Below are 16,999 nucleotides of genomic sequence, written 5' to 3'. Positions count from 1 at the left end.
ATCATTCTTTTTTAGTTGATGAATTAAAACCCTACTGTTACACCAAAAGAAAGCTTTTTGGACAATGGGTACAATTTACCGGACTGATTACCACCATTGCTAAAAGAAGTATTTCCCAAAGCTCCCTGACTTGGAGACAAAGCCTCTGGATCAAAGTTTTCGTTAAGTTTGGTAAAAGTCAGTAAGTTTTCTCCTGACACAAATACGCGCATGTTATTGATATTCACTTTATCAAGCACTGTTTTTGGCAAAGAATAACCTATGGTTAGGTTTTTCAACCTTAAATAGCTAGCGTCCTGAAGATACCTTGTCTGAACCTGCTTATTTCTATTGATTACACCACCTTGGCTTGGTCTGAAATAATAAGCACCTGTATTGACAGGTAATCCATCAGATCCATCACTCCAAACATTAGCATAAAGGTCATCTGTCACCACCACATTGCCATAACCACCATCACCGCCAAACATCAATGGGCCGTCTATCCAATAATCGCGCTTGCCCACGCCTTGGAAAAATATACTGAAATCAAAACCCTTCCAGCTCGCTCCACCACGGATACCGTAGAAATAGCGGGGAGAAGCGTTACCGATGATCCTTCTATCACCAGAATTCTCAACAGTATTTTGTCCCACTGAGATTTCCCCGTCTTCATTTAGGTCCGCATAATGCACATCACCAAGCCCCACAAGATTCCCTGCCCCCAGGGGAGTATGGTCTGCAGCATTGTTAATTTCCTCTTGAGTTTGGAATAGTCCTACAGTCTCATATCCCCAAATCTCACCAATGGTCATTCCCTCATAATAGCTCGCTGCAAGAGACTTGGAAGGGTTATCAAACTTAGTAATTTCACCTTTTGAGTCAGAAATCACAAAGTTTAGATTATAGGAAAAATCGCTCCCCACTTTATCATTCCATCCAATAGCAGCTTCCCAACCCTTTACCTGAAGATCTGCTGCATTTTGTTCTGGAGCCTGAGCTCCAAAAACGCTTGGCAAACCATCACTTTCCACTAGCATGTCCTTTGTATTCCTTGTGAAAATATCAAAACTTGCGTCTAACCTTCCACCGATAAAAACAAAGTCCGCCCCAATATTAGTCGTTTCAACAGTTTCCCAAGAATATAAAGTACCAATTGGATCTTGAGGCGTTAGCCCCAAAGGTCTTTGACCACCAATAATCCAACTTGTTTGAGGTACTGTTAAATACCCCACAAAAGGATAATCTACTTCAGTAACCTGATTACCAAGCTTTCCGTAGGAAGCCCTAAGTTTGAATAAATTTAACCAAGAAATGTCTTTCATAAACTCTTCATCGCTAACCCTCCAACCTGCAGATACCGAAGGAAAAAATCCAAACCTATCATCCTTCCTAAACCTGGAAGAGCCATCATATCTACTATTTATTTCCAGAAGATATTTGCCCATAAAGCTATAATTAATCCTTGTGAACCCACTTCTTAGGGCCCAATCCGAATATCCATCTGTGACTACAGGTGTACCTAATGTTGTGGATGTAGAAATCACATCATAACTGATCATGTCCGTATTGTAGACATTATCATTACTAAATGTGGCCATTTCCTGATTAAAACCTACTGTAGCCTCTAAGCTGTGTCCACTCTCCCAGTCTTTCCCATACTTTCCATAGATATCGAAAGCATAATAATTATCCACTTCATTAATTTTCCTTACATAGGAAGGCCCACCGTCTTTTCTTACACTCAAGTTGGCCCAAGGGGTAGTGGATTCGAAATCCACATTGTTCAATACGCGTTGTCTGAATTTAGGATTATAAGTGAAGTTTGAGAACACTTGGAAATCACCAAACTTCATTTCTACGCCTGCTTTTGTATTTAAGTTATATGCATGTCTATTATCACGACCTCCTTGCTCTAGGGTAGCAACGGGGTTCAAACGGATAAATGTAGCATAAGGCACACCATCCAAATCCATATAGGGCGTCAAAGTAGGTCTGGCTCTCCACACCGTATGGAAAATAGAAGGCCCATGGCCCGGAGGCAAGTTATGTACATCCTGCTCAGACTTGGAAAAGTTTACTTGGAATTTGGTGGTCAACCAGTTGTTCAAGTCCGTACTCATATTGGTATTGAAGTTGTACCGTTCATATCGGTCATTACCGATCTTCACAATACCATCTTGACGGGTATAAGCAAAAGATGCACGATAGGCCGTTTTATCAGTTCCACCAGACACACTCAAATTATGGTTTTGCCCTGGAGCAGCAGTAGCAAATACCAGATCTGCCCAATCCGTATTCGCATGCTCATAATAAAAAGAGCCAGAAGGGGCTAAAGTATAATCATTGGATATAGTACCATTTACCCTATCCTGAATCAACCCTAGGTGATCATCATTGAATACCCTGGCACCGTTGGTACTGCTCACCATGCTATTCACATACATTTCATATTTATAACTGTCAGACTTTTCAGGTAAAATAGTTGGCTGTGCTGCAAAAAAGTTCCCTGAATAGTTAAACTGAGGAGCTGCATTTCTAGTACCCTTTTTTGTAGTGATCAAAATCACCCCAAATGCTGCCCTTGCACCATATATTGCAGCAGAGGCAGCATCTTTTAGGACTGTTACACTTTCTATGTCCTGCGGATTGATATTATTGATATCCATCTGAGCACCATCTACCAAGACCAGAGGAGAACCTCCATTGATACTGGTGGCACCACGGATATTGATGCTGGCACCACTACCTGGTGTACCATTTGAAGGAATTATGTTCAATCCGGGCACGACCCCTTGGAGACCATCTGTAATATTCGTAATCGGCCTTTCCTGAAGCACTGCCCCGTCAGTCATCCCCACTGCACCGGTAAGGTTTCCTTTCTTCTGGGTACCATAACCTACCACAACTACTTCTTCCAAGTCGCTGACATCGTCCTCCAAAACTATATTAAGGGTAGATTGGTTACTTACTGTAACGGTTTGAGAAAGATAGCCCACAAATGAAAACACCAGGTTGGCTCCTTCTTCCACACTAATGGAATATTTACCATCCAAGTCGGTCACTGTACCATTTACCGTCCCCTGCTCCACCACCGTTACGCCTGGAATAGGCTGGCCGTCTTTTGCTGTCACGGTACCGCTCACTTCAACTTGTACAGTGATGGCGGGAGTGGAGTTTTTTCTCCTATGTTCCTTAACGCTGATGGTATTATCCACCTGCTTGAATGACAACTGATGACTTCTAGCCAAATTAATCAATACAGCTTCAAGTGATTGATTTTCTAGCTTAATATTAACTGGAGGTAAATTTCTGACCAGTTCATCTTTATAAATAAATTTAAACTCAGTCTTAGCATTGATCTGCTTAAAAGCCTCTGCCAAAGAAGCCTCATTAAGATCAAGGCTCAAGGACACCTTAGTGATGTCCAGCGATTCTTGTGCCTTGCTAGGCCCTGCATAGATCAGGTTCAGGAAAAGTAACTGAAACACAAATCCATACAGATAGTATTTTCCTATCATACATATTGCATGTAATGTTTTTTTCATAATTTTGAAATGTTTTACTGTTTTACATAAGGCATTAAAACATCGATATACGGCCTAAAGCCTGAGAAACTTGGCTGTCTATCGACCAAGCCAATGAGTGATCATTGGCTTTTTTTGTCAGAATTTATTCATTGGCATTTGTATTAAAGTATATGGTTATTTTTTTACGGTCTATTTTAAAGTCAAAACCCATGGTGTATCCTAGGCTTTTTAATACATTTTCCAAAATGGCATCCTTATACTCTCCTGATACTTTTTCGTCTTTCTTTGGGGAATTATTAACAGTTATCTCAACTGCATACCAGCGTTCCAGTAGTTGTTTAACCTCCGAGAATCTCATTTGGGTGAAACTAAGGACTCCTTCCTTCCAGCCAAATGCATTTTTCCGGTCAAACTTCCCCTTTTCTAATCCTACGCTGCCTAAGGAGGCTTCTTCTCCTGGATCCAAAAAGACTTCCTTTTCTTCATCATCCATGCTATAGACCCTTACCTTTCCGGTGGCCAGCTGTATACTAGGAGTGTCTTCCTGATAGGCTTTAATATTGAAGGATGTCCCCACTGCTACGGTCATCATATTTCTGGATTTTACCCTAAAAGGCAATAAGGTATCATGTGCCACCTCAAAAAATGCTTCCCCATTCAAGTCAATATCCCTATTACTCTTTCCAAAATTCTCTTGATACACAATCTCACTGCCTGAATTTAAGTAAACAATGGTCCCGTCAGGCAGGTAAAGTTTCGATTTTTGTCCCATCGGATTGGACTTGACCACCCTGCCCACTTCTTCTACTAAGGTTTCCTTTTCAATTGTTTTTATATTCGATAGGGCAATGGACAAGCCTACAACCAACAACAATATGGCTGCCGCCCTAAACCAGGCCTGGTTCCAAATAGAGTACTTTTCATGTGGAAGTTGATTCCTTGACTTTGTTTGGATGCTATTTTCAATCCTATTAAAAAGCTTACTTTGCATTGCAGCATCCATGATTTCTCCCTGATCATTTAGAGAAATCAAAATGGCCTTTGCCTGCTCATAAAGTAGTCGATTGTCCTCATTTTGAGAAATCCAATTCTTCCATTTAAGATTCCCTAATGGTTCACCTTGAAGCACCCAATCTTTAAAAGATTGATCAAACAATAAGTCTTCTATTTTATTATAGGCTTTCATCTTCTTTTGTACTATCTGAATCACAGAGTACAAAACCCCTAAAATCTCATCGCCTAATTCTAAAAAATTTTAAATTATTTTTCATATCTGGTATTGCGCCAAAGAACAAGGCCTCATCAGCCAATATTAGCTACTCAGGATGAATAAACACAGAATGCTGATCGCTATTTTCCTTAAATCCAAACTGCTCTTCAAGGTCCTGATGCCTTTAAAAATCAAATTGTAAATTGAAGGAACTTGTACCCCCATCAACTCGGAAATTTCCTCATAGCCCAATTCTTCTATCACTCTCAAATAAATTGCTTCCTTTTGCCTTAAAGGAAGACTTTCTAAAGCCTCGTTGATTTTCACATTGGATTCTGAGACAATTTGATGCTTGTGCAATAATTCCTCAAATGAGGATTCCCATAAAAACTGAGCATGGTAATCCTCTAAAGAATCCCTTCTATACTGCTCATTGACCACTTTAATCAATTCTCTTCTAAAAGTGGTAAAAAGATAAAATTTGATGGATTTCTGTATGGATATATTATTCCTGATGCTCCAAACATGTACAAACACATCATGCAACACATCTTGGATCAGATTCCCATCTTTGGTAAAACCAAAACCGTACCTATACAGATCATTGGAATAAGCCTTATAGACACGAGCAAAACTCTCCCTATCCCCTCTGACTATATTTCCCCATAGTTCAGCATCTTTTTCGGTATAACTCTTATTCATAATCAGTACTCTATTAAGCTTATTACAAAACAAACTTTTGGATTTAAACCAATATTAGATATAGACCATTTGTCCTAATATAAGAATCCAAATTCATTTTTCTTCTAAAAAGCCAGAAATCTTTATCTTTTCCTGAAGAAGATATTCCCCCAGAACTACAATTATTAGCACTGGTGTCAGATGCTGTTGGGCAATAAAACAGTGGCAAAGGCAGGCTGATTTGATAATTCCCTAAGCACCTGACCATGAGATGTACTGTCAAAGATCAATAAAATTAAAGGTATTTTGGGTTCTTGTACTTCATTGACTCTTTTTTAGCTTTCCCTACCAGACATCAATCACTTCATCCACCAAAGTTGCTTCCATACCTTTTCTCCTTCATTTGACTGGGGAGCTCCCGGTGTACTTCTGCCATCTTCAATATATTTGGTCAATAAGGCCTGAAGTTCCGCTACTTTTTCGGGATGCTCTGCTTGAAGATTTGTCCTTTCACTTGGATCATCCTTTAGATTGAACAGCTGAACAGGAGGTATCGAATCCATTGTTTCCACCTCTTTGGGAGTCGGGTAGCTCCAGCCGCCAGAACCTGCTGTCATGGCCAGCTTCCAATCCCCCTGCCTGATAGCGAAGCTTCCATTGATGGAATGATGGACGGTAGCTTCTCTGAAGCCGCCTTTTTGCTCCTTACCTTCCAAAAGCGGCAACATACTATAACTATCCTCTCCTTCGTTATCTTTCAAGGTATAGTTGACCAAATCAGCACATGTGGCCATTAAATCCGTGGTACAGATCGTTTGATCATTTACGCTTCCTGCCTGAATCACTTTGGGCCATTTTACGATAAATGGCACCCGATGCCCTCCTTCATAAATATCCGCTTTATGCCCCCTGTAGGTTCCACTTGGATAATGTCCTTCGGCTATCAGCTCATCGATCTTTGCCGCTGGAGAGCAGCCGTTATCACTGGTAAAAATAATCAAGGTATTGTCTTCAATACCCGCTTCCTTAACGGCCGCCAAAAGCTTGCCCATATAATCGTCTACCATCATCACAAAATCCCCGTATGGATTCAAACCACTTTTTCCTTGCCATGCTTCAGAGGGCAAAATAGGTGTATGTGGAGATGGTAAGGGTAGATAGAGGAAAAACGGTTTCCCCGTCTTGGCCCTCTCCTGCACATAAGCAATCCCTCTTCTAAAGAAGTTAGGGGTCACATCCAAATGGTCAAAATCCGGTGAAGTCGCTCCTTTTCTCCACCAACCATATTTATCTTTGCTTTCTGTAGAATCTGTTGGAACTGCAGTAACCTTTCCATTTTCCACATAGATATAGGGAGGAATATCCAAGGAGGCCACATGGCCATAAGCATAGTCAAAACCCTTGTCATTTGGGTTATGGGTAACTGGCAGACTGAAGTCTACTTTTCCAGCTTCATCTTTTCCCCAGTTCCAGCTAAGGTGCCACTTACCTATAAATGCGGTATGGTATCCCTGGTCACTTAACATAGAGGCAACAGTGGTCCTGGCCGTATCAATCAAGGGCTCCGAATATCCACCCAATACACCGTTTTTCAACCTCGAACGCCAATTATACCTTCCTGTCAAAATCCCATAACGGGTGGGGGTACACACCGCTGACGAGGTATGGGCATCGGTAAATCTCATACCATTTGCAGCCATTTGATCCAAATAAGGTGTTTTGATCTTTCCTTCAGGATTATAGGCCTGTACATCTCCAATCCCCATATCATCAGCCAAAACATAAATTATATTAGGGGCTGTACCATGTCTCCCCACTTCCTTAGAAGTATTTTGGCATGAAAAAAAGCTTATCACCAATGCACTGATGAGCAAGCGAGCAAAATTAAAATTCATCCTTTTATATTTTTAAAGCAATCTCAATAATTATTCGTTAATTTTCTCTCCAAAATCTTCCTAAAAGCCGTATTTTTTTTGCCCTAATGAAGAGAAACTATTTATCTAGTATGATTTTTCATTTTAACACCAATAAACTTATTTCCCACGGATCTACCTGGCCAGAGACAAGTACATTGATTTCATTTTGTATTTCTGAGAGATCAGGGTGCTCTTTTTAGAGAATATTATAAATGTTAAAACTTACTGGTACAATTGCGGACATACAAATCATTTAATTCCTGCCCCTTAAGCACAAAGGGCCGACAGCTATTCACTCCGGCCCTTTGTGTTTTTACTTTCCAATGATACTTTCTAACTCATTCTTCATTTCCTTAAGCACCTCTGGCTTCGCTTTGGATAGGTCCATTTTCTCCTTTGTGTCTAATTTCAGATCGAACAATTGGTCCTCCTTAGAAAATCCAGTTTCTATTTTTGGTCCCCAAGGCACCATTTTTGGACCTTTGTTGCCCGGTATAAATTTATATCCATCCTGTCTGACATAGGCAAGGTTACTAAAAAGTGCTTCTTGAACCAAAGCATATCGACCATCCTGATCATTGCCCACTAGACTTTCCCAAGCATCTTGGGTATCCACTGCTTGCTCCTGGTTATAAGCCACTTTAAAATGTGCTGCCATCGAACCCAACATATCTACCTGACTGAACAAGGCATTGGAAATCGTACCGGCTTTGATGCCCTTTGGCCATTTCACGATAAAAGGAACACGGGTACCCGCTTCCAATGCACTGTACTTCCCACCGCTTAGCGTCCCCCAAGGTTGATGATCCCCTAATTTTTCCCTGGCCTCATCTTCATAGCCATCATCGAGCACAGGACCATTGTCACTGGAAAAAATTACCATGGTATTTTCTTCCATGCCATTCGCTTTTAACAATTTCATCAATTCCCCCACTGTCCAGTCCAGCTGGGCGATTACATCTCCTCGAGGACCCAATCCTGTTGTACCCTGAAACTGTTCGTTGGCTATTCTTGGCACATGGATATCATGGGTAGAAAAGTACATAAAGAAAGGTTTTTCTGACTCTTCAGTAATAAATGATGCTGCCTTGTCCACAAAAGTTTGGGCAAAATCCTCATCTCTCCAAAGTGCTGACTCGCCACCCGACATATATCCGATTCTACTGACGCCATTTACTATCGTGTGATTATGTCCATGAGACCACATCATTTTCAATTGCTCCGGATGTTCCTTACCGGTAGGCCGATCCCCAATTTTCTTTCTGTAACTTACCTCAATCGGATCATTTGGATCCAAGCCTACCACATGATGGTCTTCCACAAATACCGTCGGTACCCGATCACCTGTTGCCGGAATGATAAATGAATAATCAAAACCAATTTCCAATGGGCCAGGCTTTAAGGCTCCGTTCCAATCCGGACCTTCTTCTCCTCCCAAGCCCAAATGCCACTTTCCTATCACAGCAGTTCTATAACCTGCGCTCTGCATTACAGAAGGCAAAGTTTCCATTCCTGGCTTAATGAGGGCAGAAGCATCCCCTGGAGCAACTCCTCTTCCTTTGGCCCTCCATGCATATTCCCCTGTCAATAATGAATAACGGGACGGTGTACAGGTAGCAGCCGTAGCGTAGGCATTAGTAAACAACAAACCATCCTCTGCCAGTTTATCAATATGGGGAGTAGGAACTTTACCTCCATAAACAGCAATATCCCCATAGCCCACATCATCTGTATAAATCAGCAAAACATTGGGCTTATTCTGCTTATCCCCCCCTGTAGTTTTGCCCACTTGTTTCTGACTGCACCCAAAGCCCGCAAGCAATATAAGACAGCCTAACCAATAAGATTTCTTCATTTTTTTGTATGTGTTTTTTTAAAAAGACGAATATAGTCCATCCGCACTATTTCATACTTACCGTAGATCAAAAAGGCCAGTTAAAATAACCGGCCTTTTGATCTCAAAAATCTTCGATATTTATTCGTAGCCTGGATTTTCAACTAAATTTGGATTTTCAGCTATTTTACCTCTACCTAGAGCGAAATAATAGTGTCTATCCTGGAATACTCTAGCTTGACCTTCTGCATTAGTAAGTGTAATGAAATACTCATCGGTATCTAAGTCATATTTATATTGATACCCTTGCATACGTCTTCCGTCGAGATATTCTTGGGCCACTCTCCACCTTCTCAAATCCCAATAACGATGCTCTTCCAAAGACAATTCAGCAGCTCTTTCACGTCTAATTGATTCTTCAGTCAAATCCATTAACAATGGCATACCTGCACGCTCTCTTAACATATTAATAGCAGAGAGTCCTGAACTGGTTTCACCTAGATAAAAACTCGGTTCTGCTAAGTTTAGGTACAATTCTCCCAATCTTAAATAATGGAAATCAGTACTTGATTGCCCTCCTGCTGGATCCAACATAGCTTCATCAACCCTCTTTTTAATATAGACACCAGTACGAACTCTATTTCTTTGTTCGGATGCAGCTGGCCATTCACCAATCTTACCAGATGTCATATATTTACGTTCCCCATCTATGGTTGCATAAGTTCCTGTATGAAAATAAGCAGTTCCACCTTGCCATTGAGTTTCTGGGTAAAAGAATGATGCCCTAAATCTAGGATCTCTTTGACCAAAGAAGTCATCAATATCCCATGAATTATCCGCTGTATATAAAGAACGATCAATTTCACCAGACCTTCCATCAACAAAATCAAACTGTTCTACCAAATCAACAAAAGCGTTGAAATTTGAATTCCAAGAGGAATTAAAACCTGCAGGAGTACACAAATTATCCCAACTATGTCCTCTGTTCAATGCAAAATCCCACCTTTCCGCAAAAATCACTTCTGGGTTATCCTCATCGATAAACAATTGATGATAGTTTTGCTCAGGATCGTTTGGAAACTTGTTATACAGCTCAAATTGACCAGAATTAATTACTTCCAGAGCTGCATTTTTGGATATTGTATAGTAATTCTGTTGATCAGAACTAGGGAAGCCTAAAAGGCCATCCAATTGCAGTGTCCCAAACCTAGCAATACTAGCAGCGTATAATGCCACACGGCTTCTCAATGCTAATGCAGCCCATTTAGTAGACCTTCCATTATCAGCTGCACCGTAAGTTTCAGGCAAAGTAGATGAAACAGCCTCAAGTTCACCTAATACAAAGTCATACACTTCTTTTTCGGAATTCCTTGCTACAAATAAATCTTCTGGAGAAGAATTTACGTCTTGCACATCCAAAACCAAAGGTACTCCCCCATATCTTTTGGCCATCTTAAAATACATAACCGAACGGAGAAATCGTATTTCAGCTATTCGTTGGTCAATATATTCTTGATCAAAATCTGATTCAGTAAGATCCATAATCATTTGATTAGCTATTCTTACTTCATCATAAGGCCAATAATTTAAGGCTCCTGCTCCAGTTTCATCGTAAATAGCAATAGATGCAGTATAGGGAGTTTGCCAAGCGCCAAATGGTCTACATTCACCACCTACACCAGCAATAAGTCCCATATTAAAGTCTGCTTGTCCTCCAGTTTGTTGAAAAGGCACTCTACTGTATAAGTTTAAGAGTAGAGCATCCACCAATTCTGGGTCACGATAAACAGCATTTTGCGAAATAATGTCTTTTGGTTCTTTATCCAATGCATCCAAACAACCCTGTAAAGACCCAATGGTTAAAGCACCAAGTAATATTTTATGTATAGTTCTCATGGTATTTCAAATTTTAAAGGCTAAATCTCAATCCTAAAGTATAGTTTCTGTGAAGTGGATAATTTCCACGGTCTGAAGGTGTTTCAGGATCTAAAGCATTCTTATAAATACCTAATTTTGAAAAGGTAACCAGATTGGTTCCAGATAAGTAAAACTGTACATTATTCAAACCAATTTTGCTAGTCCACTCACTCTTAAGATTGTAAGCCAAATTGATGTTTTTCAACCTCATATATGTACCATCCAATAACCAGAAATCTGAAGCAACATTATTATTGGCTGTAGCATCAATAGTTGCACCTGGTAATTTTGCATTTGGATTAATGTTCACAGTTGGATTATTTGGATCAGGAGTCCATCTGTAGTCAGCTTGGTATTGTAATGGAATTGAGCCATTAGCAAACATATTCCTTGCAGATCCGCTTACCATAAGATTAAACTTGGAAGCACCTTGGAACAATACATCCAAAACAAAGCCCTTATAACTTGCATTTAAATTCAAGCCATAAGTCATATCAGGAAAACCTCCTCTGCCAATTACGGCTCTATCCAAACTAGTTATAACACCATCACCGTTCAAATCCTTATATTTAATATCCCCTGGTATCAATGTAGTATTCCCTACTTCATCTTGATCAATTGGATGATTCTCAATCTCTTCCTGACTCATAAACAGTCCGTCAGAAACATATCCAAATTGCCTATTAGTATAATTTCCTGATCTCTGTGAAAGCCTAATATCATCAGGATCTGTGTATTCAGGCTCTTCAAAATGAATCCATTCAGACCTAGAATAAGTAAGGTTAGGTGAAATAGTAAAATTCATAGCCCTACTCTTCCTCTATAATTAGCCATTGCCTCAAACCCTTTAACTCTTTGACTATTTAGGTTCTCCTGAGGAAGTACTGCTCCCACAGTTGATGGAAGTGAGTTTTGTCTAGTAGCAAGGATACCTTCTCTAGTTCTGTCAAAATAATCTGCTTCAACAGTCAATTTACCTTTGAAAGCAGTAAAGTCGAAACCAATATTATAGATCGTCATATTTTCCCAAGTAACTCCTAGGTTAGGAATACCTGTTGATCTCAATGAGCGTTCTAAGACATCTCCTATCAAATACCCTCTTCCACCAACTATGTCGTAACCAGTGATATAAGGATATCCAGTAATATTACTATCATTACCTAACTGAGAATAAGAAACTCTTAGTTTCAAATCATCTAACCAATTGTTGCTCGCATCCATAAAGGATTCATCAGAAATTCTCCAAGCACCAGATACACTAGGAAAAAATCCCCATCTTGTATCAGGGGCAAATTGTGCATTGGCATCGTAACGGAAAGTAGCTTCAAAAAGATATCTGTCCTTGTAAGCATAATTACCTCTACCTACATAACTCAATCTTCCTGTTTCGCTCTCGCCTCCACTAGCGCCAATATTTTGATCACCTCCTGTGCTCAACTGAGGAACTTCAGCCGAAATCAAATCCCTTCTACTTGCTGAAAAACTATTTGAATGTGTTTCAATGGATTCAGTCAACAACAAGCCTCTTACTACATGGTCCCCAAAAGTTTTATCATAGTTAAGTGACAACATTGGATAAACCTGTAAATATCTATTGGTGCTTTCAGATAGACGGATATCTGTTCCACTACTAGACTTTAGGATGTACTCTTCAGTAGCATAATCGTACTCATACAAGTCATATGGAGTATTTAGCGTTTTGGTATATCGAGTACGGTTCATGACATTCATTTGACCTCTAACAGCCAACCCTTCGAGACCAGGAATTTTATATTCACCTTTTAGTATTCCTGTAAAAAATTGCTGATTATAATCATAGTTACCATAAATATCCCTTTGAGTCCTCGCAATAGGGTTTCTTTCATTGAAACCTGTATATGGAACTTTAGTTGGATCCATTAAAGCAATCGGATATCTAGGTTGGGCTACTTGAAGATCATTCCAAATCACACCTAAATCTTCCAAAGGTCTTGATGTATTTTCAGTTCGATAGGACAAATCCAAGCCAAAACTTAAATTCTTATTTACATCTACATCAACATTAGATCTTACATTTATTCTACTATAATCAAAGTCCCTAGAACGGAATACACTTTCTTGATTGGTATAACCCAAAGAAGTATAATATCTAACGTTATCCTTCTTTTGTGAAACACTTAAGTTATGTTGTTGCATTGGGGCGAAATTGTCAATTAAACCATCTACCCATCTATTATCTGTATACCCAGGCTCTGTACCTGCTTGATACTTAGCAACCTCTTCTTCAGAAAAAGTTGGGTTCATGCCCAAATTCAATTCACCTTCTCTCATTAAAGCTGCCCACTCTCCAACATTAACATGTTTTCTAAAGGCTGTCGCTTCCTGTAAAGTATAACTTCCGTTGTAGCTAATTCGAGCTTTGTCTGAAGAACCTCTTTTGGTAGTCACCAAAATCACCCCGTTACCTGCCCTGGCACCATAAACAGCAGCAGAAGCATCCTTTAAGACTGAAATGCTTTCAATATCATTTGGATCGATGCCATTAAGACTCATTTGAATTCCATCCACCAACACCAACGGAGACCCGAAACCCTTGATATTCAAGGTAGTGCCATCATCCCCAGGTAATGAAGATGTTTGTTTAGTAATTAAGCCAGGCACTCTACCTGTTAAAAGCTGTGATGTATTAGCCGCAGGAACTTGAACTAAATCCTCTGATTTCAAGGAAGCAACAGCTCCTGTAAGACTAGCTTTCTTTTGTTGTCCATAACCAACTACCACTACTTCATCCAAAGCTTGGGTATCTTCCTCCAAAACCACATTCACTTCTGATCTAGATTCAACTGTTAGTTCTATTGTCTTATAACCAATAGAACTAAATACCAAAACAGAAGACTCAGAAGGCACTTCAAGAGTATATTTACCATCAATATCAGTAATAGTACCAGTTGTGGTTCCTTTAATTTTCACTGTAACTCCCGGAATCCCCGCAGGCTCATTAGCTGAAGTCACTTTACCTGATACACTTTTTCGCACATTATCTAAAGCAACTGCAATATCGCGTTGTCTTCCAACATAAACGCTATTATTGACTTGCTTAAATTTTAGTCCGGTGGTCTTGGCGATTTCTGTAAGAACCATCTCTACTGAAAGTTCTTCATTACCAATACTCACCATAGGTTTATTATCAACTACGTCATCTGGATATACAAAAACATAGTCTGTCTTGCTTTCCATCTCTTCAAACAGTGCCCTTACTGTCCATTCCCGGCCATCTACTTTCACAAAGGCCTTATCCAAGGGCTTGATCTGTGCATTTCCTTCCTTGGCCATCAGTGAGGACAGAAATATACATTGGATGATTACACCATATAACAGGTTTTTAGACACCATCTTGATTAGGTCTAGTAGTTTTCTTTTCATAGTTTTGTTAAATGTTTTAAAGTTAGTCACTTGAAACTTTCAGGACAGTTATTCATTTGGCGATGGAAGGCTGTCCTGTCTTTTTATTCATAGGCATATTTATTTTTTTAGCACCACTTTATTTTCTTGTATTTCATATTTTATCCCTAGAGAAAAAGAAAGGCCTCTTAGAATATTATCCAAACTCTCATTATCAAACAAACCTGAAACCTTCCTGTTAGGCCCCACTCCTTTCTCCATCACAATATCTATGCAGTACCATTTTTCCAGATCATTAACGACCTCCCTCAACCTACTGCTCTTAAACCTGATTTTACCTTCTTTCCAAGCCATCACTTTTAAAGGTTCAAATTGCTCTATTTGAATTTTTGCATCTATTTCTGGAGTATAACTAGCCATTTGACCTGGAGCAAGCAACACTTCCTTGTCCTCGCCGTCCAAATCCAATTGCTCTACCATCACTTTACCTTCTGATAAGGCCACAGCTATTTCCTCTTCTCTTGAATAGGCATTAAAGGCTGTCCCTAGAGCAGTAGTCACCAAGTCACCAGTCCGCACTTTGAAAGGCCTTTTCTCATCAGAAGCTATCTCAAAAAAGGCCTCTCCCTTAAGCTCGACTTCACGGATTTCCTTCCCAAATTCCGAGGTATAACTCAGGGAGGAGTTGGCATTTAAAACCACAAATGTCCTATCGGGCAATCTCAACTTTAGCTTCTGCCCACTCTTGGTCTCTTTTGTATAAACCACCAACTCCTCTATCACCTCTGGTTCATCCATATTGTTGATCTGTCGATAAACCACTACTGATAATAGCGCCATAAGGAGCAATGAAGCTGCTAGTTTTGTCACTGGCCACCATATATCTCTTCGTTTACTATTTGGGAGCTCCTCCCCCTCTTTCTTAATCTTTTGATGGATTCCAAGAAGTATCTGCTCGGCATTTTCAGGGCTATCACAATTTTCTGTCTCAGCCCAGGATTCCTCTATCAAAGCATCCAACTTCTCTTGGGCCCCAGGCTGCTCTAGCCATCTACTTACCTCAAGCCGCTCTGACTGCGAAGCCTCATTATTTAAAAACCTTATGAGTTTATCCTTATTCACGGTGTTCTCTTTCTTCTTTGAGGTAATACACCTATAAAAAGAAAACTACTTAACGAAATATTAAAAATAATTTAACACAAAAACCCAGCCCCAAGGCCATATAAGAATTTTAAACCAAAACAATCATCAAAAAAGGCCTATCACAAAATAAAAAATCAAAAAAACTAATTATACAACTAAAAAATATTAGTATTTTTTTTCAGAATCAACAATATCTTTTTGATTATACCCTTATAGGCCATTCATAAAATGAAACCATGAGTACAAACTCATGAAATAATAAATGATGATCCAGCCCCATTCGCTTTCCTCATTTGGCAATCTCCAACACTATTAGAAATGAGGGCCCTGGAATATCCATGTTATTTTGGTAAGGAGACAAGTATCCCTTATAAAAACCTAAAGTGAAAGCATTAAGATGATCCAAAAAGATAAAAAGCAGCCTATCTAAACATTAAGCAAAAAGATCAAAAAGATATTAATCATTGAAGCATGCTGCAGCATATTGGCTTTTAATTGTTTATTGGCTAAGTAAACATGATGTTCCACTGTCCTGACAGAAATATTCAACATAGCTGCAATTTCCTTATGACTCAAACCATCCAACTTATTTAAGGTAAAAACCTTCTTTTGAATTTGAGGCAATTGATCTAGTAAAACAAAGGCTGTTTGCTCCAATTCTTCATTGGTAAGCTTATCATAAACATGCATTTCTGAAGAAGCTATATCAGCCCCCATATCTGCTATATCTACAAACTTCTTGGCACTCCTGATCTTGTTGTAAATTTGATTTTTAACCGCAACGAATAAGTAGCTCTTAAAATTCAATTCAGAATTTAACGAAGCCCTTTTCTCCCATACTTTTATAAAAACTTCCTGCACTGCTTCTTCCGCCTCCTGCTGATCACAAATAAAAGTTTTAGCAAATCCCAGCACCCTAGGCAAGAACCTGTAATATAACTCATCAAAGGCTTGCAATTCACCTTGTCTAAGCAAGTTAACTAATTCATTTACGGTATGTTCTGGGAGTGATCGCATAACTACTATCTCCCTAAACTTACATATAATTTCTCTAAATCAAACAAACCGAAAACATATTATTTCGTTTTATTACATAAACCACTACAAAAGTCAGATAAAAAATAAACAGCTTTTGTTTAATTATTTACAATCAAATATAATTATTCATATCAGATATTATATTTTCCGCAATCCATCAAGGTATTTTTATAAAAATAAAATAGTCGCTCAACAATCACATAAATTCGCCATTCATCACTATTATTAACCTCTTTCTGAACAAAATTTATTCTAAACACTTCATTTTCCTCATGAACTTCGCCCACTATAACCTTTCATTTCCTTTAATATCCACAACCAATTTTTCTTCTGAATATTTCATCAGGATTAACGCCCTGTCTTCACGCCC

The 16,999-nt window shown here is 39.3% G+C and carries 10 protein-coding genes; all 10 read right to left on the bottom strand.

What is annotated here, in order from left to right; all coding sequences use genetic code 11:
* Positions 1-23: 23 nt before the first annotated feature.
* Positions 24-3,527, bottom strand: coding sequence for a TonB-dependent receptor (locus KZP23_RS10910; RefSeq protein ID WP_226336267.1), 3,504 nt, complete (start codon positions 3,525-3,527; stop codon positions 24-26).
* 124 nt (positions 3,528-3,651) lie between these two features.
* Positions 3,652-4,695, bottom strand: coding sequence for a FecR family protein (locus tag KZP23_RS10905; protein ID WP_226336266.1), 1,044 nt, complete (start codon positions 4,693-4,695; stop codon positions 3,652-3,654).
* 126 nt (positions 4,696-4,821) lie between these two features.
* Entirely contained in the window at positions 4,822-5,421 is a 600-nt protein-coding gene (locus KZP23_RS10900) for an RNA polymerase sigma factor (protein ID WP_226336265.1), read from the bottom strand.
* A gap of 338 nt (positions 5,422-5,759) precedes the next feature.
* Positions 5,760-7,295 (bottom strand): sulfatase family protein, encoded by a 1,536-nt coding sequence (locus KZP23_RS10895; RefSeq protein WP_226336264.1) that lies wholly within the window; start codon positions 7,293-7,295, stop codon positions 5,760-5,762.
* A 334-nt stretch (positions 7,296-7,629) separates the two neighbouring features.
* On the bottom strand, positions 7,630-9,171 hold the full coding sequence (locus KZP23_RS10890; RefSeq protein ID WP_226336263.1) for a sulfatase family protein: 1,542 nt from the start codon (positions 9,169-9,171) through the stop codon (positions 7,630-7,632).
* Between the two features lie 120 nt (positions 9,172-9,291).
* Positions 9,292-11,046, bottom strand: a complete 1,755-nt coding sequence (locus KZP23_RS10885) for a RagB/SusD family nutrient uptake outer membrane protein (RefSeq protein WP_226336262.1) — start codon at positions 11,044-11,046, stop codon at positions 9,292-9,294.
* Between the two features lie 13 nt (positions 11,047-11,059).
* Positions 11,060-11,872 (bottom strand): SusC/RagA family TonB-linked outer membrane protein, encoded by an 813-nt coding sequence (locus KZP23_RS10880; protein ID WP_226336261.1) that lies wholly within the window; start codon positions 11,870-11,872, stop codon positions 11,060-11,062.
* The gene (locus KZP23_RS10875) at positions 11,869-14,469 is read right to left on the bottom strand and encodes a SusC/RagA family TonB-linked outer membrane protein (protein WP_226336260.1); all 2,601 of its coding nucleotides are present in this window, start codon (positions 14,467-14,469) and stop codon (positions 11,869-11,871) included. Before KZP23_RS10875 ends, KZP23_RS10880 begins: the two co-directional genes overlap by 4 nt.
* A gap of 99 nt (positions 14,470-14,568) precedes the next feature.
* On the bottom strand, positions 14,569-15,570 hold the full coding sequence (locus KZP23_RS10870; RefSeq protein ID WP_226336259.1) for a FecR family protein: 1,002 nt from the start codon (positions 15,568-15,570) through the stop codon (positions 14,569-14,571).
* Positions 15,571-16,017: 447 nt separating this feature from the next.
* On the bottom strand, positions 16,018-16,608 hold the full coding sequence (locus KZP23_RS10865) for an RNA polymerase sigma factor (RefSeq protein ID WP_226336258.1): 591 nt from the start codon (positions 16,606-16,608) through the stop codon (positions 16,018-16,020).
* Positions 16,609-16,999: the final 391 nt, after the last annotated feature.

Source organism: Echinicola marina (assembly GCF_020463795.1).
Taxonomy (GTDB): Bacteria; Bacteroidota; Bacteroidia; order Cytophagales; family Cyclobacteriaceae; genus Echinicola; species Echinicola marina.
The sequence above is the reverse complement of the archived record's forward strand: the minus strand, read 5'-3'. Positions and strand labels throughout refer to the sequence as shown.